Consider the following 19,082-nt stretch of genomic DNA (forward strand, 5'->3'; position numbering starts at 1 on the left):
CTGCTTGATGCCCGCCATTGCCGCCTCCGCGCTGTGCAGCGCCAGTTCCGGGCTGCCGCTCATCTGATAGCGCTCCGCCGTTGCCAGCGCCGCCCGCGCCGTATCGCCGCGCCGCTCATAGACCACGCCTAGCTGATACCAGGCAAAGGGATTGTCGCGGTCGCGGACCACGGCGGATTTCAGCACCCTTTCGGCCTCAGGCAGATTAACGTCGTCCTCCGTCGCGATCAGTGCGTGCCCTAGCAATGCTGCGATAAGCGGCTGGCTGCCGGTCTCCGCAACGGCGCGGCGGAGCGGCGCAATAGCCTCTTTGGGCCGCCCCGACTCCAGCAATATCTGTCCCTCAAGTTCCAGGAAATAGGGATCGTCCGGCGCTTGGCCGAGCAAGCCCTTCACCTCCTCCATCGCCTTGTCGGGATAGGCCGACTTGTGCCAGGCATAGGCGCGGGCATAGCGGGCGGGGATGCTCCCATCGCCCTCAGGATAGCTGCGCAGCGTCTGCGCCGGATCGGAGACAAAGCCCACCAGCTTCGCCTTCACCCGCTCAAATCGCGCCTCCAGCTTCGGGTCCATGGGTTTGTCCCAGGCCGGGTCCTTGTGATAAACCTCGTTCAGCACCGCAATGCGCTCCCCGCTCAGCGGGTGCGTGCGGGCATAGCTGTCGGTCTGCGGAATGGCGAGGCGGAACTCCTGGTTCTGCAGCTTCTTGAAAAAGGCGATGCTGCCCCGCCCGCTGACCCCAGCCTTGCTGAGGTAACGCGCGCCGGCCAGATCGGCGGAGCTTTCCTGATTGCGCGAAAAGGCAAGATATTTGCCCATCGCCGCCTGCTGTCCCGCCGCCATGATGCCCATGCCGGCCTCGCCCCCGCCCGCCGCCATCGCCGCGGCGCCTAGCAAAAGGCTGAGCAGCGTGATGCCGGTCGCCGCCTTCATCCCTTCGCTGGCGCGGACGACATGCCCGCCCTCGATATGGCCCAGCTCATGCGCGATCACGCCTTGCAACTGGTTGACATTGTCGGCCTTGGCCAGAAGCCCGCTGTGGATCCAGACGATCTGTCCGCCCGCGACAAAGGCGTTGATCTCAGGATCGTTGATCAGCAGCACCTGCACATTATGCGGGTCTAGCCCCGCCGCCTGGATCAGCGGCGCCGAAATATCGTTGAGCAGCGCCTCCGTCTCGGCATCCCGAAGGATCTGCTGCGCCATCGCCTGCGGCACGAACAGCAGAAAGGAAAGCACCAGAACAAGAAAGCCGCGCAGCATCCGCCCCCTATCGGACAAAAGCCGCCGCCGATCAACGGAAAGGGACCAGGCCATCCGCGCTTCATCGCAGGCATGGGGTGAATGGGGGATGAAAGGGGTGGCTTTATGGGTCTTGTGTGCCGCGCAGCGGTGTCATCCGCGTGCTGCCTAAAGCGGGAGAAGGAGAGTCCTCACCGCTTTCTCACAAACTCCGCCCGCAGCACCAGGCCCTTGATGCCTTCATATTTGCAGTCGATCTCCTGCGGGTCACCTGTCAGGCGGATCGACTTGATGAGTGTGCCGCGCTTCAATGTCTGGCCAGCGCCCTTGACGGTGAGGTCCTTGATCAGCGTCACCTGATCGCCATCGGAAAGCAGGTTGCCCACCGCATCGCGGACTTCGACTGTTCCCGCCGCCGCACTCTTCGCCGCCAGTTCGGACGCCGGAACCCATTCGCCCGACTCTTCGTCGAACACATAATCCTCGTCGCCGCTCATCCCTCATCCCCCATTCTGAGCGCTGCGATGAACGCCTCCTGCGGGATGCTCACGCTGCCATATTCCCGCATCCGCTTCTTGCCTTCCTTCTGCTTCTCCAGCAGTTTCTTCTTGCGGGTGATGTCGCCGCCATAGCATTTCGCGGTCACGTCCTTGCGCAACGCCGCGATGGTTTCGCGGGCGATCACCTTGCCGCCGATCGCCGCCTGGATGGGGATCTTGAACAGGTGGCGGGGGATGAGGTCCTTGAGGCGCTCGCACATATGCCGCCCGCGCGCTTCGGCCGCGCCCCGGTGCACGATCATCGAAAGCGCGTCGACGGGCTCATTGTTCACCAGGATGTTCATCTTGACGAGGTCGCCCTCGCGCATGCCGATCTGGTGATAATCGAAGCTCGCATAGCCGCGGCTGATCGACTTGAGGCGGTCGTAAAAGTCGAACACCACCTCATTGAGCGGCAGTTCATAGGTCACCTGCGCGCGGCCGCCGACATAGGTCAGGTTCTTTTGAATGCCCCGCCGGTCCTGGCAGAGCTTCAGGATCGAGCCCAGATATTCGTCGGGCACATAGATCACCGCCTCGATCCACGGCTCCTCGATAGTGTCGATATGGTTCGCCTCGGGCATGTCGGCGGGGTTGTGAAGCTGCTTCAACGACCCGTCGTTCAGGTGAATGTCATAGACCACCGAAGGCGCGGTGGTGATGAGGTCGAGGTCATATTCGCGGGTGAGGCGCTCCTGAATGATCTCAAGATGGAGCAGGCCCAGGAAACCGCAGCGGAAGCCGAAGCCAAGCGCGGCGCTGGTTTCCATCTCGAAGCTGAAGGATGCGTCATTGAGGCGCAGCTTGGCGATGCTGTCGCGCAGCTTCTCGAAATCATTGGCGTCGACCGGAAAGAGGCCGCAGAAGACCACCGGCTGCACTTCCTTGAAGCCCGCAAGCGGCTTGGGCGCGGGGTTCTTGACGGTGGTGACCGTGTCGCCGACCATCGCCTGCGCCACTTCCTTGATCTGCGCGGTGATGAAGCCGATCTCGCCCGGCCCAAGCTCCGCCACCTGCTCGATCTTCGGCCGGAAGCAGCCGACGCGGTCGATCAGATGCTCGGTGCCGCCCTGCATGAACTTTACCGGCAGCCCCTTCTTGATGACGCCGTCCATCACGCGGACCAGGATGACGACGCCGAGATAAGGATCATACCAACTGTCGACCAGCATGGCTTTGAGCGGCGCGTTGCGGTCGCCCTTTGGGGCAGGAATTTTTACGACGATCTGCTCCAATATGTCGTCGATGCCGATCCCGGATTTGGCGGACGCGAGCACGGCTTCGGAAGCGTCGAGGCCGATAATGTCCTCGATCTCGTGCCGGACCTTTTCGGGTTCCGCGGCGGGAAGGTCTATCTTGTTGATAACAGGTACAATTTCATGGTCATGCTCGATCGACTGATAGACATTGGCGAGCGTCTGCGCCTCCACCCCCTGCGCGGCGTCGACGACCAGCAGCGCGCCCTCGCACGCGGCGAGGCTACGGCTTACCTCATAGGCGAAGTCCACATGCCCCGGCGTGTCCATGAGGTTGAGCTCATAGGTCGCGCCGTCCTTCGCCGTATAGTTGAGGCGCACCGTCTGCGCCTTGATGGTGATGCCGCGCTCCTTTTCAATGTCCATATTATCAAGCACTTGAGCCGACATTTCCCGGTCCGAAAGGCCGCCGCAGCGCTGGATCAGCCGGTCGGCAAGGGTCGACTTGCCATGGTCGATATGGGCAATGATTGAAAAGTTGCGAATGGCATCAAGGTCGGTCATCCGCGCCCGATAGCAGCAAGGTCCGCTCATGTCAGCATTTCCCTTGCACGGCCCGCGCACCGCGTTAGCATCCTGCAAAAGGCAAGCGGGAGAGCTTCATGCGGCATGTGGCGGTGATCGGATCGGGACCAGCGGGCTATTACACCGCGGAAGCATGCCAGAAGATATTCGGGGAAGAGGTAAGGGTCGACATCTTGGACCGGTTGCCTGTCCCCTATGGCCTCATCCGCTTCGGCGTCGCGCCGGACCATCAATCGATCAAGGCGGTGTCCCGCCGTTATGAGGCGGTCGCGCTTTCCGATAATGTCCGCTTTGTGGGCAATGTCTGCGTCGGGCGGGATGTTACCATCGGGGAGCTGCAGGACCTGTATGACGCGGTGGTGCTGGCGACCGGCGCGCCCAAGGACCGGCCGCTCGAAATCCCGGGAGGCAACCTTCCGGGCGTGGTGGGCAGCGCGGAATTTGTCGGCTGGTATAATGGCCATCCCGAATTTGCGGGGCTGGAGCCGCGCCTCAATGGGCCGGGTGCGGTCATTGTGGGGAACGGCAATGTCGCATTGGACGTCGCGCGCATCCTTGCCAAGACGCAGCAGGAATTTGCCGGCAGCGATATTGTCGCCCATGCGCTGGAGCAACTGAACCGCTCGGCGATCCGGCATATCACGATATTGGGCCGCCGCGGGCCGCACGAGATCGCCATGACGCCCAAGGAACTGGGGGAGCTTGGCCATCTGGAACGGGCTGCCCCCCGCGTCGATCCGGTCGATCTGCCGGAGGACGGCGCCGACGCACTGCTGGAGCCGGGAATGCGCAAGTCCGTGGGGCACCTCCGCGACTTCGCCGCCAACCCGGTGGCCAAGCCCGTCATCATTGAGTTCGACTTCTTTGCAATGCCGGTGGCGATAGAAGGCGACGGCAAGGTCGATCGGGTGATCGTGGAGCGCACCGTCCTCGACGATCAGTTGCGCAGCCATGGCACGGGCGAGCGCTACAGCGTGGATTGCAGCCTGGTGGTGAGCTGCATCGGCTATTCAACGCCGCCGATCGAAGGCGTACCCTATGAACATGGCCGGGGCCGCTTCGCGAGCGACGAGGGACGGATCCTGCCCGGCCTTTATTGCGTCGGCTGGGCGCGGCGGGGACCGACCGGCACCATCGGCACCAACCGCCCAGACGGCTATATGATCGCGGAGAAAATCGCCGAGGATATCGGCGCGGACAGCGGCAAGGCAGGACGTCCGGGCCTTGATGCGCTGCTGGCCGAGCGCGGGGTAGAGATCGTGACGTTCCGCGACTGGCAGAAGATCGAACAGGCCGAGGTGCTGCGGGCGCGGGAAGGTGCGCCGCGCGAGAAGTTCATTGCGATTGAGGAGATGATCCGGGCGAAGGGGTGAACCGTATGTTGAATTTCTGGAAATATTTGCTATATTCGATGCAAGGATTGGGCTTTTCCTGGTCGACGTAGGGGTTTCGGTTTGCGCCGAGACCCCTTCGTTTTCAGGGAAACACCTTCCAATCCTGCACCTTCCCCCAAACCACATCCGACGCACGATTGGGCTGTTCGGGACGCAATGCGCGGAGGGCCAGTGGGCGAGCTATCAGATCGGAAATTTGATGGCCAGCATGGTTGGCGGCTTTGGGCACAAAGATTGGCTCAAAGCCGCAGCGTGTAAAATCTACTTTTCTATAACCCCAATGCGCATTGTTCTGAGTGATTTTGCGAAATTCCAATTCAAGCGATGCATCTTCAACTTTTCCGCGCCCCTCGAATAATACGTGCATGAGCTTCCCACGTTGCCCTTCTGTGATCATTCGATCGCATAGTTTCTCCATACAAAAGTGCATGGCTACCTGATAAGGATTCCATGGATTTGCATAGCGATCCCGATGTTTATTTTTGTCGATCACAGACACGATTACTTGCATGGGGATCGATGAGATTAAATTATTCAAATCATCGTAGAATTTTTCTCTAAGATCAGGTCGGTGGCGCAAAAAACCGAACGGCGGCAACTGTTTTCGCACTTCCCGTTCTGGAGAATTGCGACGTCATGTCCAAAATATTTGAATTTCAGTTCGCGGACTCCAGGCTCGACATTTCTGCTGTAATCATTTTTTGAAAAGACACAGAAAACGAGAGCGAATACAGGAAATTCGGTATCAATGTTCTCCATACCGTGATCGCCACTTTCGTCAGCGAAAATGATGAAATCGGAAAAATCGTCCAATTGGGGCTCCTTTGGATTATGCTATTGCGGCGCAAAGTAGCGAGGCAAATATCAATCGGGCCTCACCGCTCACCATGCCCCAGCGCGAGATAATCGTCCGACTGCATTTCCATCAGGCGTGATACTGTCCGCTCGAACTCGAACGCGCCATCGCCCTCCGCATAAAGCCCCGCCGGTTCTGCGTCCGCTCCGGCCAGCAGTTTCACCTTATACTCGTAAAGCGCATCGATCAGCGTCTTGAACCGCGCCGCTTCGTTGCGCATGTCGGGGCCGAGTTTTGGAATGCCGACGATGATGACCGTGTGATATTTGCGAGCGATCGCAAGGTAATCGGGGGCGCCGCGCGCATCGGCGCAGAGGCGCTTGAAGGAGAAGACGGCGACCCCTTTAAGCGATTTGGGAACGAACAGCTTGCGGCCGCCATGGACGTCGATCTCTTCGGCGGGCACATGGGCGCGGTCTTCCGGGGGATAGTCGGTGAGGCGGAAGAAGGCGCTGGCGAGCGCCGCGGTCGTTTCAGGGCCATTGGGGACATACCAGGTGTCGACGCCGCCCAAACGCTCCAGCCGGTAGTCGGTGGGGCCATTCAGCGTCATCACGTCCAGCCGGTCCTCGAGAAGGTCGATGAAGGGCAGGAACAGCTCGCGGTTAAGGCCATCCTTGTAAAGGTCGCGCGGCGGGCGGTTGGAGGTCGTCACCACTGTCACCCGCGCATCGAGCAGCGCGGTGAACAGCCGGGAGAGGATCGCGGCGTCCGCCATGTTGTTGACGACCATCTCGTCAAAAGCGAGCAGCCGCGCCTCATCGGCGATGGCGGCGGCCACTGGCGGAATGGGATCGCCATTTTCGGATTTCCGCGCGTCGCGCAGCCGCTCATGCACTTCGAGCATGAATTCATGGAAATGGACGCGGCGCTTGCGGTGGATCTTCAGGCTATCGAAGAACAGGTCCATCAGCATGGACTTGCCGCGCCCGACGCCGCCCCACATGTAGAGCCCGCGCGGCGGCGGCGGTGTCTTGCCCAGCATGCGCCAGAGCACCGAGCCGCGGGGCGGGACCGCTTCAAGCTCCTGCTGAAGTGCGTTCAGCCGCTCCGCCGCCGCCTGCTGATCCCGGTCAGGCCGCAACTCTCCGGCGGCGACAAGGGCGTGATAGCGTTCGAGCGTGGATGGCACCGGCGAATCAGATCTGCCGCTCGACCACCATTTTCTTGACCTCCGCAATGGCGCGCGCGGGGCTCAATCCCTTGGGGCACACATTGGAGCAGTTCATGATGGTGTGGCAGCGATAGAGGCGGAAGGGGTCTTCCAGCTCATCCAGGCGCTCGCCGGTCATCTCGTCGCGGCTGTCGGCCAGCCAGCGATAGGCCTGCAGCAGGATTGCGGGGCCAAGGAACTTGTCGCTGTTCCACCAATAGCTGGGGCAGCTTGTGGAGCAGCAGGCGCACAGGATGCACTCATAAAGACCGTCCAGCTTTGCGCGGTCCTCCGGCGACTGCAGCCGTTCCTTGCCCGAGGGCGCGGGCGTGACGGTCTTCAGCCAGGGCTGGATCGAACTGTACTGCGCGTAGAAATGGGTGAAATCGGGAACCAGGTCCTTGATGACGTCCATATGCGGCAGCGGGGTGATGCGGACGTCGCCCTTGCAATCCTCGATGGCGGTCGTGCAGGCAAGGCCGTTCTTGCCGTTGATGTTCATCGAGCAGGAACCGCAAATGCCCTCGCGGCAGGAACGGCGGAAGGTGAGCGAAGGGTCCTGCTCGCTCTTCATCTTGATGAGCGCGTCGAGCACCATCGGCCCGCATTCGTCCAGATCGATCTCGAACGTGTCGTAGCGGGGGTTTTCACCCGAGTCGGGATCGTAGCGATACACCTTGAACTTTTTGACCCGCGATGCGCCATCGGCCTTATGCACCGCGCCCTTACCGGTGATCCTGCTGTTCTTCGGCAATCTGAATTCGGCCATGTCCTGTCCTCGTCTGCTGTAGGTGCCGATAATCAAACAGACGGCGAAGGCAAGCCTTTCTTTGGCCTGGGCACGGAATCGGCGCGTCGCCGTCTGAAGAGAACGCAAGCTTTGCTTCCCATGTCGAGGCTAATTGCCTATGGCGCGTTATCGAGCGGCGGCAGCTTTGGCCGCGGAGAATGACTCGTGCCGAAGGGCGCAACTCGGGGGATAGGAACGGACGTGGCAGCCAACGGCGCCATAGCGATCGGCAATTATGACTTCCGCTCCAGCGGCACTGTAGCGAAGTCGATCGAAATCGCGACAGCCGCTGTGGAAGCTGGCCTGCCGGCGGAACTCTGGGTGATGCGCGCCAGCGGGCCGCTGCGGGAACGAGTTCCCTTGAATGTTCCTGTCGTGGAGGTAGGAAGCGGCTGGAAAGCGAAGAGCCGTGCTGCCGACCTGGCTCTTTCTGTGCTGTCCCTGGGCAAGGCGTTGCGGCAGCGCCGACCGTCTCTGTTTCTCAGCGGCGGCAATCATTTGCATCTGCCTGCCCGGTTCGCACTGGGCATCAGCGGGCAGCGCGGGCGGATTCGCTACGGTGTGCGGGCCAGCAATTCCTCGGCCCGCCCTGGTCGGCGCGCGCACCATGCAGAGATGCTCTTCTGGGACCGCATCAAATATCAAGGCACTGATTTTGTGGTGGCGGTGTCGAGGGACTTGGCGGAGGAAGTAAGATGCTCGCTTCCCGCGATGGACGTCGAGTTTATTCCCAATGGGGTGGATATCGGCCGGGTCCGGCAACTCGCCTCCGAACCTTTCCAGCATCCCTTTCTTGCGGAGCGGCAAGGAAACCGTCCGGTCATTGCGGCCATGGGGCGTATTTGCCAACAAAAGGGCTTCGACATATTGATCAAGGCCCTGGCATGCCTGCATCCAGATGTTCGTGCCCGCCTCCTGGTTATTGGGGACGGCAAGGAGTCGGATATCGACAAATTACGCGGCCTTGCCAAAGAACAGAATGTAGCCGAAGATGTTGATTTCATCGGCTATCTGCCTAATCCCTTTGCAGCGATGAGCAAGGCCGATCTTTTTGTAAGCGCTTCAAGGTGGGAGGGAGCCAGCAATGCGCTGAACGAGGCGCTGGTTTGCGGCTTGCCAATCGTTGCGACTGATTGCCCGACCGGTAATCGCGAAGCGTTGAAGGACGGCGAATATGGCACCCTCGTGCCCATTGAAAATCCGCCAGCACTGGCGAAAGGGGTGCTGACGGAGCTTTCCATCGGGAAACGGAAGGGCGTGAAGGAGAAGGTAAGCGTGGAACTGGACCTGCGTTCCCGCCTGAACGACTGGGTGAAGCTGCTGGCTTATGAGCAGGCTGTTGCGGGGAAATAATGCCTTGAAACCGCGCTTTGGCTGGCATGCCAAAAGCTATAATCCGAAGATGGCCAGCATCCGGCTCCGCATGCTGATGCCGATCAGCTTCCTGCGGGGATGCGGCATGGATGTGGAGCCTTATAGCAGCGAGGTCGGCCCTCAAGGCTATGATGTTCTTCTATTCTCGAAATCCTTTTCGGACGAAGCCGTGCAGATTGCCCGGGAGGCGCGGCGGCTGGGCAAGCCAGTCGTCTATGACATTTGCGACAATCTTTTCGAGGCCAGGGTTCGGCTGGACACGCCCGGACGGTTGGACCGTGTCCGGGAGATGATGATGCTCGCGACGCATATCACCTTTTCCACAGATGTTCTGGCACGGCAGGTTCAGTCGGTTGTGCCCGGCATCGTGGGCAAGAGTCACGTGGTCCCCGACCTCATCGAGGATCTGTCCGATCAGAGGCAGATTGAGAACAGTTCCGGTGAACAGCGGCAACTGGCGCAGCTTGAGCGGTTTCTTTCCAGCCACAAGGGCGCTCTGCACTGCGTCTGGTTCGGCAAAAGCCAGGGCAAACTTTCGGGCTTCGCACATATTGATGCAGCCGTCCGTCAACTGGAGATCTTCGCGCGGTCGTATCCGGTAACGCTGACCATTATCAGCAATGCCCGCTGGCGTTACTGGAAAGCCGCTTTGGGGTGGAAGCTGCCAACCCATTATATGCCCTGGTCGCTTGGCACTTTCCAGCGATCGCTGAAATCGCATGATGTAGCGATCGTGCCGGTCGAACGAAATCAATATACCGTCGGAAAGACCATCAACCGCCCCGCCACGGCCATCGCTGCCGGATTGGGCGTGGTAGCCGATTCGATCGATGCCTATGAGGAATTGAGGCCTTTCATCGCGCTCGATGACTGGCAGGAAGGGCTCCGCCGCTATGTGGAGAAAAGCCCGAGGGAAGACGCGCGGCTGGAAGCGGCGCGGCAGCACCTCTACCGGCAATATGGGACCGAAACCGTCGGGCAGATGTGGAAGGCCCTGCTCGAGCAGATAAGTGGCCAATGGCAGGATGTCGCCCCGGCTGCGTCGCGGGCTGCTTTTTGACACATCCACGTCCTCTGATATGAGGGCAGCCGCCAGTCCGGCCTTGCGGACGATCGATGACGGAAGCCATTTTGTGACCCAAGCCATCCAGCTTCATTTCGCCGGATTTAATGACACGCGCATCTGGGGCATGGAGAATGCGGAGCGGGTGCGGCGGCTTTTCCGGGCGGCGAAGCTGCGGCCCGGTGAAGCGGGCGATCCGGTGCTTTGGGTGAACCTGGAATTCGCGTTCGACCCGCTCTGGTTCCAATATCTATTGCAGCGGCCCGGTACGCTCTTGATGGCGAAGGCACGGCCCGTGCTGGCGCTGCTGCCATCGGAGAGCGAGGCGATGGCGCTCGACGCGGTGCTGGCCGGGGAAGGGGACGTTCCGCCCTCTCTCACAATCATCGATCATGATGAGCGGCCGGAAATCTACAATGATTCACTGCGGAAGCTGGAGTGTCCCTTCGTGGAGCTGCTGACCCCCGCGACCGTGCGCTCCATCGAGCGGCAGAGCTATTATGGCGCCTATAAGGGCGTCACCGACATCCTGACCAAATATCTCTGGCCCGAACTGGCGCTGGTGCTGACGCGTCTTGCCGCGCGGATCGGCATGACTCCCAATATGGTGACGCTGATCGGGGCGGCGCTGTGCGTCTGGGCGACGGTGCTGTTCTGGCAGGGCAATTATTGGCAAGGGGTGGCGGCCGGGTTCGTCTTCATGGTGCTGGACACGGTCGATGGAAAGCTCGCCCGCTGTACCATTACATCGTCGGGCTGGGGCAATGCCTTTGACCATGGGATCGACCTCGTCCATCCGCCCTTCTGGTGGTATGCCTGGGGGGCGGGGCTCACCAAGGTCGGCCTGGGCCTCGGCCACAAGCATTTCCTGGCGATGATGGCCGTCATCGTCGCGGGCTATGTTGTTCAGCGGCTGATTGAAGGCGCATTCATCAAGTCCTTCGGGATTCATATCCATGTGTGGCGCAAATTCGATTCCGACTTCCGCCTCATCACCGCCCGGCGTAATCCCAATATGATCATCCTGGTAATCGCGCTGCTGCTCGGCCGGCCCGATGTGGGGCTGGAACTGGTGGCATGGTGGACGGCGCTTTCCTGTCTGGTTCACGCCGTCCGTCTGGCGCAGGCCTATGCCGCGCGGGCGAGGGGGGGCAGGGTCACAAGCTGGCTGGAGCAGGGCGCATGAACGAGACCATCCGGAAGTTCGGCTATCCGGCAACGCTGATCCGGGAATATGCCCATTGGGCCGTGCTGCTGCGGCCCGCGCAATTGACGCTCGGTTCGTTGGTGCTGGCGGCCAAGAGCGAAGTGACGGCGTTCGACGAACTGCCGCCCAAGGCTTTTGCGGAGCTGAAGCAGGTCACGGGCGATATCGCGACGGTGCTTGGCAGGGCGGTATCGCATACCAGGCTTAACTATCTGATGCTGATGATGGTGGACCCGCACGTCCATTTCCATGTTTTCCCCCGCTATGAAGCGGAGCGCAGCGGCGGCGGGCTGACGCTCGCCGACCCAAGCTGGCCGGGGCCGCCCGACCTTGGGAAGGCTCTGAAGCTGGATGATGAGCAGATCGCGGCGCTGGTTGAGTGGCTGCAGGGGTTTTGGGTGGGGTGACGGTGTGATGGTCATCTGAGCTTGTTTCCGTCGTCCCTGCGCAGGCAGGGACCCCGCTTTTTCTTCAACTATGCCAAAGAGAAACAGGTCCCGGCTGCGCACGGACGACGGTTCAGCTTTTCCTGAACGACCGCAAAAACCCCAATGTCGTTTTCACCCCTGGGCCAGCCGGTAACGCCCTTCGTCCACCCATTTGGCGGTCAGCGCCTTGGCGATCTCCACATCCTGCGGGAAATCCACTTCGGCCCATTCAAGACCATGGATGGAGACGGTGCCGATCTCCTGCTCCATGGCCAGCATGTCGATGGCGCGCAGGTACCAGCGCTCGACGCCTTCGGGAGTGCGCATCATCTTTTCGACCTGCGCCCGGAATGTCGCCGGACCTTCGCCCCGGAACGCCAGCATGCCGATGGACTCGGCATTGGCGACGTCCGCGCCAAGCCGCTTGCCGATCGACATCAGCTTTTCGCCCTCGCGATGGACTTTCATGTCGTCCTCGTCATAGGCGGCTTTGACGTCGACGGTGACGGTGATCGGCCAGCGTGAACCGTCGATCAGCTTTGCTACGATCTCGTCCGATATGATGGTATCGCCGTTCAGGATGATGAAGTCCTGATCCATCGCCTCGCGAGCGATCCAGCAGGTGCCGAGATTGTCGGCGACCTGGAAGAAGGGATTGAAGATAGTTTCGATCTCCACTCCGTTCACGCGGGCCAGGTGCGATTCCACGCGCTGGGTGCGAAAGCCCGTGACGACGGAAATATGTCGGACGCCATTGGCTCTCAACGCCTCGATCTGCCATTCGATAAGCGTGCGGCCGTTAAAGTCGATCATGCATTTGGGCATATCGGAAGTAAGGGGCAGCAGGCGTGATCCCTGTCCGGCGCTTAGAATGATGGCTTTGCTGATCGTCATTGCAATTCCCGAGCAGAATGGACGCCGTCAGAGGGCTTTGCAGGGGCTCCTAATGGCGGTCAATGGCGAAAATACGGCGACAAGCGGCACATCCTCCACTATGTCGGCTGGCGTCATCCATCCTTTCCGCAGACGGCCTGCAAAGACGAACACACGAATGCCATCCCCGATAAAACGGCCCTGGATCAAAAGCGAAAGCCCGCTCGGCCGCATCTTGCAGAACACGGCATGGCTGCTGGGCGGCAAGGGCGTGGGCGCCATTTTGAGCCTTGGCTATCTGGCGATTGTGACAAGGACATTGGGCCCCTCCGGCTTTGGGCATTTCGCACTGATCCTCAGCACCGCGCAGGCGATAAGCACGATCGTCAGCTTCGAAAGCTGGCAAGTCATCGTCAAATATGGGCAGGAGCATCTTCGCGAGGGCGACGGCGGCAAGTTGGGCCGCCTTGTCGGCTTTTGCATCGCAATCGATATTGCCGGCGCGCTGACGGGCTGCGCCATCGCAGCGGCAGCGGCCTTGCTGCTGGGACCGCATTTCGGCTGGTCGAGCGCCATGTCTATGCAGGCGGTCGCTTATTGCGCGGTCATCCTGCTCACGATCCGTTCGACGCCCACAGGCCTGCTGCGTCTTTTCGACCGTTTCGATGCGGGCGCCCTTGCCGAAACCATGATCCCGATCGCCCGCATGGCGGGAGCGGTGATCGCCTGGCTGGCATCACCCGGCATCACCGCGTTCCTCATCGCCTGGGCGGCGGCAGAACTGGTCTGCGCGGTCACCTATTGGAGCCTGGCGCTCAAAACTGCCAAGGACCGGCTGGGCCGCTGGAGTCGGGCGAGCTTCCTTCAGGCGCGGCATGAAAATGCGGGGATAATGAGTTTTCTCACCGCCACCAATCTCAGCACGACCGTCAGTTCCCTCAGCAAGCAGCTTTCCGTCCTGCTGGTTGGTTTTTTCGTGGGCGCTGCGGGGGCTGGGCTTTACCGGCTGGCGCATCAGCTCAGCAATTCGCTGACCAAGATCTCGGGGCTGTTGTCCCGCGCCATTTTTGCGGAACTGGCGAAGGTGCATGCTGGTCAGAACGAAAAGGATGTTCGAAAGCTCTTCCGGCGAACCAACCGGCTGGCGATCATTGCGGGAGCGATCATTATCATGCTGATACTGACGCTCGGCAAACCGCTTTTGCTGCTGATGGCGGGGCCGGCGTTCGGCGGGGCCTATCCCCTGCTTTTGTTGCTGGGCATCGCTGCGTCGATCGACCTGGTGGGCGTCAGCTTCGAACCGCTGCTGATGGCGACCGGCCACCCGCGCAGTATAGTCGCCATAAGGCTGCTCAATGCGCTGTTTCTGCTGGCGGCGCTCGCGGTCCTGCTGCCACGGCTTGGCGCTACGGGCGCTGCGACCTCCAATATGATCGTGGCGGTCACCGGCTTCCTGATGATGGGAGCGGCGGCGCGGCATTATTCGCGAAAGAAGCGGGGGGCAGCTTAGCTATCGGGGTCATTATCATTGTTGCCTTCCCACAAGAAAGCGTGGTCCCTGTCTGCGCAGGGACGGCGGCATCCTAAACCGGCAGTCGCTCCCGCAATATCGCTTCGGCCAGTTCCAAATCCCCGGGCTTGTCCACGTCAATACATGCCTCCGCCTGTGGCATGGCCACGATCCTTGCCGAAAGGCCAAAGCGCCTGCCTGCCATCGCTACCGCCTGATATATGGTCAGCAGCCTCAAGACAGCGCCGATCAGCAGCAGGGGGCCAAAAGCGCCCACGATCTTCATGCCTTTCTTGCGGTCCTGCTCGACGCTTTGCCAGAGTGCAAGCAGCGGCTTGACCTTGTTATTGGCAAACCAGAAAAGATTGGCCCCCGACCACCAGCCGCCCCGGAATTTAAGCCAGGTCCGCCTTGACTGTGGATAGCTGGCAAGCAGCACGCGCCTTTCGACCATTGCCACGGCGACGTCGGCGCCGGACGTTCCGGTGATGAAGCTGTCGATCATGGCGGACGTCAGCAGCGCATTGTCGGCTGTCGTCACCAGAACGGGGTAGTTGCCGCCCGCCAGCACAGCAGCAATGGAACTGCTGATGCCCGAGCCGCTGGTGACAAAGGCAATGCGCGGATCGGCGGCCATCCAACCGCTGTCTTCATGCTGCTTCAGCAGGTCCGTGTCCTGCGCCAATACCAATAGCCGTCCGATGCGCGGATGGGAGGAAAGCGTCCGCGCGACGCGGGAGAGCATGGTCTCTCCCCCCACGCGAACAAGCGCCTTCAATGCAACCCCCGCCGCCTTTGCCATGGGATCGCCACCGGGCCTGCTTCCCGCCAGTATGACCGCGGTGATTGTGTCAGGCGGGGTTTGGCCCGGCTCAAAATACATTGGACCTCATGATCGACTCCTTTTGTTCCATGCACTCGCCTGCACCTGCGCCTTGACTTGGGCGCCGTCGGCAGACAAGGCGTATCGTCAACCAAAAGTGGACATCACACCAAGAAGTTGAAAGTCAACTGTGACGCAGATGCTGAAAATCCGCCTTCCCGATGGTAGCGTGCGCGAAGTCGCGCCTGGCACTACCCCGGCGGATATTGCCGCGGCCATCGGACCAGGTCTTGCCAAGGCGGCCATCGCGGCGAAGGTCGACGGCGAATTGCGCGACCTTGGCCGCCCGCTTGAGAGCGATGCCGATCTTGCGCTGGTGACCGCGCGGGACGAGGCGGATGCGCTGGAACTGGCGCGGCACGATTTCGCCCATGTGCTGGCAGAGGCTGTCCAAAGGCTGTTTCCGGCTACGCAGATCACCTTCGGTCCGGCGACCGACGACGGTTTCTATTATGACTTCGCGCCCAAGGAGCGGCCCTTTACCGAAGAGGACCTGCCCGCCATCGAGGAAGAGATGCGGCGGATCATTGCCGCCGACAAGCCGCTTCGCCGCGAAGTGTGGGCGCGGGAGGACCTGATCGCCCGCTGGAAGGCGGCAGGCGAGACGTTCAAGGCGGAATGGGCGGCGGAGCTTCCCGAGGGCGAGGAGATTTCCGTTTACTGGTCGGGCGGGGACTGGTTCGACATGTGCCGGGGGCCGCATCTGGCCTCTACGGGCAAGCTCGACCCGCAAGCCTTCAGGCTGACGCGGGTCTCGGGGGCTTATTGGCGCGGCGACCAGAAGAATGCGATGCTCTCGCGCATCTATGGCACGGGCTGGCTAAACCGGAAGCAGCTTGAAGCGCATCTGACTCGGCTCGAGGAAGCGGCCAGGCGCGACCATCGCAAGCTCGGGCAGGAGATGGATCTGTTCCACCTTCAGCAGGAGGCGCATGGCAGCGTTTTCTGGCACCCCAAGGGCTATATGGTCTGGCGTGAGCTGGAGGCCTATATGCGCCGGGCGATCGACGGAGCGGGCTATCGCGAAGTGAAGACGCCCCAGATCATGGACGCGCGCCAGTGGGAGCAGTCTGGCCACTGGGGCAAATATCGCGAAAATATGTTCGTTATCCCCGACGAAGTGCCGAATGTCGAGGACGAAGGGCCGGTCATTTCGGGCGAGGCCGACTGGATGGCGCTGAAGCCGATGAACTGCCCGGCGCATGTTCTGATCTTCAAGCAGGGTATCAAGAGCTATCGCGACCTGCCGTTGCGCATCTATGAAAATGGCTGTTGCCATCGCAATGAGCCGCATGGCGCGCTGCACGGCCTGATGCGGGTGCGCCAGTTCACGCAGGACGATGCCCATATCTTTTGCCGCGAAGACCAGATCGTCGACGAAGTGCGGAAATTCTGCGCGCTCGCTGATCGCATCTATCAGCAGCTCGGCTTTGAAGGCTATTCGATCAAGCTGGCGCTGCGGCCGGACAAGCGATTCGGCTCGGATGAAATGTGGGACCAAGCCGAGGCGGAACTGCGCGATGCGGTGGCCGCGGCGGGGCTCAATACGGCCGAATATGGCTGGGAGGAACTGCCAGGCGAGGGCGCCTTCTATGCGCCCAAGCTGGAATGGCATCTGACCGACGCGATCGGCCGCACCTGGCAGGTCGGCACGATCCAGTCGGACCGCGTGCTGCCCGAAAGGCTGGACGCCCACTATATTGCCGAGGATGGTGAGAAGCACCGGCCGGTAATGCTGCACCGGGCGATTTTCGGGTCCTATGAGCGCTTCATCGGCATCCTCATCGAGCATTATGCAGGCAAGTTCCCGCTCTGGCTGGCGCCGGTGCAGGCCGTGGTTGCCACCATCGTGTCCGAGGCCGATGGCTACGCGCTTGCGGTGGTGGAGAAGCTCAAGTCCGCCGGTCTCCGGGTGGAGGCCGATCTTCGCAATGAAAAGATCAACTATAAGGTGCGGGAACATAGCCTTGCCAAGGTTCCGAACCTGCTGGTGGTCGGCAAGCGGGAAGCGGAGGAGGGCAAGGTCGCGCTCCGCACGCTGGGGGTCGAGGGCGGGCAGTCCATCCTGACCCTCGAAGAAGTGGTCGCGCGCCTTGTACAAGAGGCCTTGCCACCCGATATGAGGGCCGCCGGTTGACAGGAAGAGTTGCACAGTGGCAACGGAAGGCCGATTTCCGCCAGCACGGAGGCGGCTTTCTCTTTCGCCATTGCCGCAAAGATTGTAAATTTCGCCGAGTCATCAATTTTCGATAGGAGATACTGCTATACGTCCCCCGATGATCCGCCGCCCTCTGGCGCCGCCGCCTCCCAAAAATGGTCCGCGTTACAATGAGTTCATCGCTTCGCCCAAAGTCCGGGTGATCGATGAGAACGGCGAAAATCTGGGCGTGATGTTTACGCAGGAAGCGATCGAGCAGGCTGCCGAGGCCGGGCTGGACCTGGTTGAAGTCTCCCCCAACGCGGACCCGCCCGTCGCCAAGTTCCTGGACGTCGGCAAATATAAGTACGAAGCCCAGAAGAAGGCGAATCTGGCGCGCAAGAGCCAGAGGACGCAGGAGATCAAAGAGATCAAGATGCGCCCGAACATCGACGATCATGATTATGATACGAAGATGAAGAAGGTGCACAGCTTCATCGCGGAAGGCGACAAGGTGAAGATCACCCTGCGCTTCCGCGGGCGTGAATTGTCGCACCAGCAGCTTGGCATGGCGCTGCTCCAGCGCGTCGCCGAGGATACGGTAGATGATGCGAAGGTCGAAGCCTATCCACGGATGGAAGGGCGGCAGATGCTGATGGTGCTGGCGCCGAAATAGGCCTGCTCCGCCATATTGTTATGGAATAGCGCCATCCCCGCGAAAGCGGGGATCCAGCCTCGCCAAAATCTGTGCTTTGAGCCAGGAGTAGAAATGGGTTCCCGCTTCCGCGGGAATGACAAGCTTGAACGCAGGCGCGAAGCTACCCAGCCGTCTTTTCCCGGTAATGATCCGGGAACAACTGCTTCAATGCAGTCACCTTCGGCCGGTCCCAACGCAGGATATAGGGATGGCGGGGATTGGCCTTCATGAAGTTCTGATGAGAGGCTTCCGCCGGAATGAACCCGCGATAAGGTTCGATGGCAGTAACGATCCTGTCGTTCCAGAGACCCGACTTTTCCAATTGTGCCAGATAAGCGCGCGCTGCCCTCGTCTGGCTGGCGTTCAGCGGAAACAGGGCGCTGCGATATTGGGTGCCGTGATCAGGCCCTTGATAATTGAGGGTGGTGGGATCAGCGACTACGGAAAAGAAAATCCGCATGAGGTCGCCATAGCTTACGGCCTTTGGATCATAGGTCACGCGCACGGCTTCCGCAAAGCCGGTGCGGCCGGTGCTCACCTCGTCATAGCTGGTGGTCCGGCCCTTGCCGCCGCTATAGCCGGAAACGGTGCTTGTGACGCCCTTCACATGGGAAAAAACGCCTTCTACTCCCCAGAAACAGCCTCCCGCAAAGATGGCGGTCTCCTGCTTGCCGAGGGAAGGGGCATCAAGTTGCGGCGGGGGAGCGAGCACCGCCTTTTCCGCAGCAATTACCGGAGGAATGGCGATGTCACGGGCCGCCCACACGCCGCCTGTCAGCAGCACCCCAAGCACTGCTGACAGGCCGAGCGCACGCGGGGTCACGACTCGAGCGCAGCTATGACCGGCGCGCCCTCGCTATAACGGGACGCGGGTTCTTCTCCGCCAAAGGAGAATACCAGCACAGCGCCAAGAGCAAATCCGCCCAGAAAATTGCGGAACAGTTCCGATTTCAAAAAAGCGGCCATGGCGCACCTTCCAGTCGTCTTCTTGGCTAATGGGGAGCCTTGATGGGCTATCCAATGAAATAGACCATAGCGCATGAAGCGCCGCTGAATGGGTGACGGGGATCACAGCCTGTAAAAAATAATGCCATTACCCGTCGTCCCTGCGCAGGCAGGGCCCCAGCTTTTCTAGCAGCCTTCGCAGGGACGACG

Annotated in this window: 19 protein-coding genes; 8 read left to right on the plus strand and 11 right to left on the minus strand. The window is 60.9% G+C overall.

Going from position 1 to position 19,082, the window contains the following annotated elements:
- The 3 genes from VJS46_RS10945 to lepA form a co-directional block, all read right to left on the minus strand.
- The coding region (locus VJS46_RS10945; protein ID WP_324060130.1) for a M48 family metalloprotease at positions 1–1,263 on the minus strand (1,263 nt) is incomplete at its 3' end.
- A gap of 170 nt (positions 1,264–1,433) precedes the next feature.
- The gene (locus VJS46_RS10950) at positions 1,434–1,739 is read right to left on the minus strand and encodes an alkylphosphonate utilization protein (protein ID WP_324060084.1); all 306 of its coding nucleotides are present in this window, start codon (positions 1,737–1,739) and stop codon (positions 1,434–1,436) included.
- On the minus strand, positions 1,736–3,541 hold the full coding sequence (lepA, locus tag VJS46_RS10955) for a translation elongation factor 4 (RefSeq protein ID WP_324060131.1): 1,806 nt from the start codon (positions 3,539–3,541) through the stop codon (positions 1,736–1,738). The genes VJS46_RS10950 and lepA overlap by 4 nt, the downstream gene beginning before the upstream one ends.
- A gap of 98 nt (positions 3,542–3,639) precedes the next feature.
- On the opposite strand from lepA, the gene VJS46_RS10960 reads away from it, so the two are divergent.
- The gene (locus VJS46_RS10960; RefSeq protein WP_324060085.1) at positions 3,640–4,935 is read left to right on the plus strand and encodes an FAD-dependent oxidoreductase; all 1,296 of its coding nucleotides are present in this window, start codon (positions 3,640–3,642) and stop codon (positions 4,933–4,935) included.
- Between the two features lie 103 nt (positions 4,936–5,038).
- Here VJS46_RS10960 and VJS46_RS10965 read toward each other — a convergent pair whose 3' ends face one another.
- The 4 genes from VJS46_RS10965 to VJS46_RS10980 all read right to left on the minus strand — a co-directional run bounded on the left by VJS46_RS10965 (position 5,039) and on the right by VJS46_RS10980 (position 7,734).
- The gene (locus tag VJS46_RS10965) at positions 5,039–5,449 is read right to left on the minus strand and encodes a DUF3800 domain-containing protein (RefSeq protein ID WP_324060086.1); all 411 of its coding nucleotides are present in this window, start codon (positions 5,447–5,449) and stop codon (positions 5,039–5,041) included.
- Between the two features lie 41 nt (positions 5,450–5,490).
- The gene (locus tag VJS46_RS10970) at positions 5,491–5,769 is read right to left on the minus strand and encodes a DUF3800 domain-containing protein (protein WP_324060087.1); all 279 of its coding nucleotides are present in this window, start codon (positions 5,767–5,769) and stop codon (positions 5,491–5,493) included.
- A 62-nt stretch (positions 5,770–5,831) separates the two neighbouring features.
- Positions 5,832–6,944 (minus strand): cell division protein ZapE, encoded by a 1,113-nt coding sequence (zapE, locus tag VJS46_RS10975; RefSeq protein ID WP_324060088.1) that lies wholly within the window; start codon positions 6,942–6,944, stop codon positions 5,832–5,834.
- A 7-nt stretch (positions 6,945–6,951) separates the two neighbouring features.
- On the minus strand, positions 6,952–7,734 hold the full coding sequence (locus tag VJS46_RS10980) for a succinate dehydrogenase iron-sulfur subunit (protein WP_324060089.1): 783 nt from the start codon (positions 7,732–7,734) through the stop codon (positions 6,952–6,954).
- A 222-nt stretch (positions 7,735–7,956) separates the two neighbouring features.
- Here VJS46_RS10980 and VJS46_RS10985 point away from each other — a divergent pair, with 222 nt between their 5' ends.
- Genes VJS46_RS10985 through VJS46_RS11000 form a run of 4 tightly spaced genes read left to right on the plus strand, consistent with a single transcriptional unit; the run spans position 7,957 to position 11,806 of the window.
- On the plus strand, positions 7,957–9,108 hold the full coding sequence (locus VJS46_RS10985; protein ID WP_324060090.1) for a glycosyltransferase: 1,152 nt from the start codon (positions 7,957–7,959) through the stop codon (positions 9,106–9,108).
- 4 nt (positions 9,109–9,112) lie between these two features.
- Positions 9,113–10,189 (plus strand): hypothetical protein, encoded by a 1,077-nt coding sequence (locus tag VJS46_RS10990; protein WP_324060091.1) that lies wholly within the window; start codon positions 9,113–9,115, stop codon positions 10,187–10,189.
- Between the two features lie 19 nt (positions 10,190–10,208).
- Positions 10,209–11,378, plus strand: coding sequence for a CDP-alcohol phosphatidyltransferase family protein (locus tag VJS46_RS10995; protein ID WP_414708004.1), 1,170 nt, complete (start codon positions 10,209–10,211; stop codon positions 11,376–11,378).
- Positions 11,375–11,806 (plus strand): HIT family protein, encoded by a 432-nt coding sequence (locus VJS46_RS11000; protein ID WP_324060092.1) that lies wholly within the window; start codon positions 11,375–11,377, stop codon positions 11,804–11,806. Before VJS46_RS10995 ends, VJS46_RS11000 begins: the two co-directional genes overlap by 4 nt.
- A gap of 153 nt (positions 11,807–11,959) precedes the next feature.
- On the opposite strand, the gene VJS46_RS11005 is transcribed toward VJS46_RS11000, so the two are convergent.
- Entirely contained in the window at positions 11,960–12,721 is a 762-nt protein-coding gene (locus tag VJS46_RS11005) for a phosphocholine cytidylyltransferase family protein (RefSeq protein ID WP_324060093.1), read from the minus strand.
- A 157-nt stretch (positions 12,722–12,878) separates the two neighbouring features.
- Here VJS46_RS11005 and VJS46_RS11010 point away from each other — a divergent pair, with 157 nt between their 5' ends.
- Positions 12,879–14,210, plus strand: coding sequence for a lipopolysaccharide biosynthesis protein (locus tag VJS46_RS11010; protein ID WP_324060094.1), 1,332 nt, complete (start codon positions 12,879–12,881; stop codon positions 14,208–14,210).
- A gap of 73 nt (positions 14,211–14,283) precedes the next feature.
- Here VJS46_RS11010 and VJS46_RS11015 read toward each other — a convergent pair whose 3' ends face one another.
- On the minus strand, positions 14,284–15,093 hold the full coding sequence (locus VJS46_RS11015) for a nucleotidyltransferase family protein (RefSeq protein ID WP_324060095.1): 810 nt from the start codon (positions 15,091–15,093) through the stop codon (positions 14,284–14,286).
- A 139-nt stretch (positions 15,094–15,232) separates the two neighbouring features.
- On the opposite strand from VJS46_RS11015, the gene thrS reads away from it, so the two are divergent.
- Positions 15,233–17,230, plus strand: a complete 1,998-nt coding sequence (gene thrS / locus VJS46_RS11020) for a threonine--tRNA ligase (protein WP_324060096.1) — start codon at positions 15,233–15,235, stop codon at positions 17,228–17,230.
- A gap of 139 nt (positions 17,231–17,369) precedes the next feature.
- On the plus strand, positions 17,370–17,906 hold the full coding sequence (infC, locus tag VJS46_RS11025) for a translation initiation factor IF-3 (protein WP_324060097.1): 537 nt from the start codon (positions 17,370–17,372) through the stop codon (positions 17,904–17,906).
- A 142-nt stretch (positions 17,907–18,048) separates the two neighbouring features.
- On the opposite strand, the gene msrA is transcribed toward infC, so the two are convergent.
- A complete protein-coding gene (gene msrA / locus VJS46_RS11030; protein ID WP_414708007.1) occupies positions 18,049–18,711 on the minus strand; it encodes a peptide-methionine (S)-S-oxide reductase MsrA in 663 nt (220 codons plus the stop codon).
- A gap of 35 nt (positions 18,712–18,746) precedes the next feature.
- Complete coding sequence (locus VJS46_RS11035; protein WP_324060098.1) at positions 18,747–18,893, minus strand: hypothetical protein; 147 nt, start codon at positions 18,891–18,893, stop codon at positions 18,747–18,749.
- Positions 18,894–19,082: the final 189 nt, after the last annotated feature.

The sequence above is a fragment of the Rhizorhapis sp. genome (assembly GCF_035276005.1).
GTDB lineage: Bacteria > Pseudomonadota > Alphaproteobacteria > Sphingomonadales > Sphingomonadaceae > Rhizorhapis.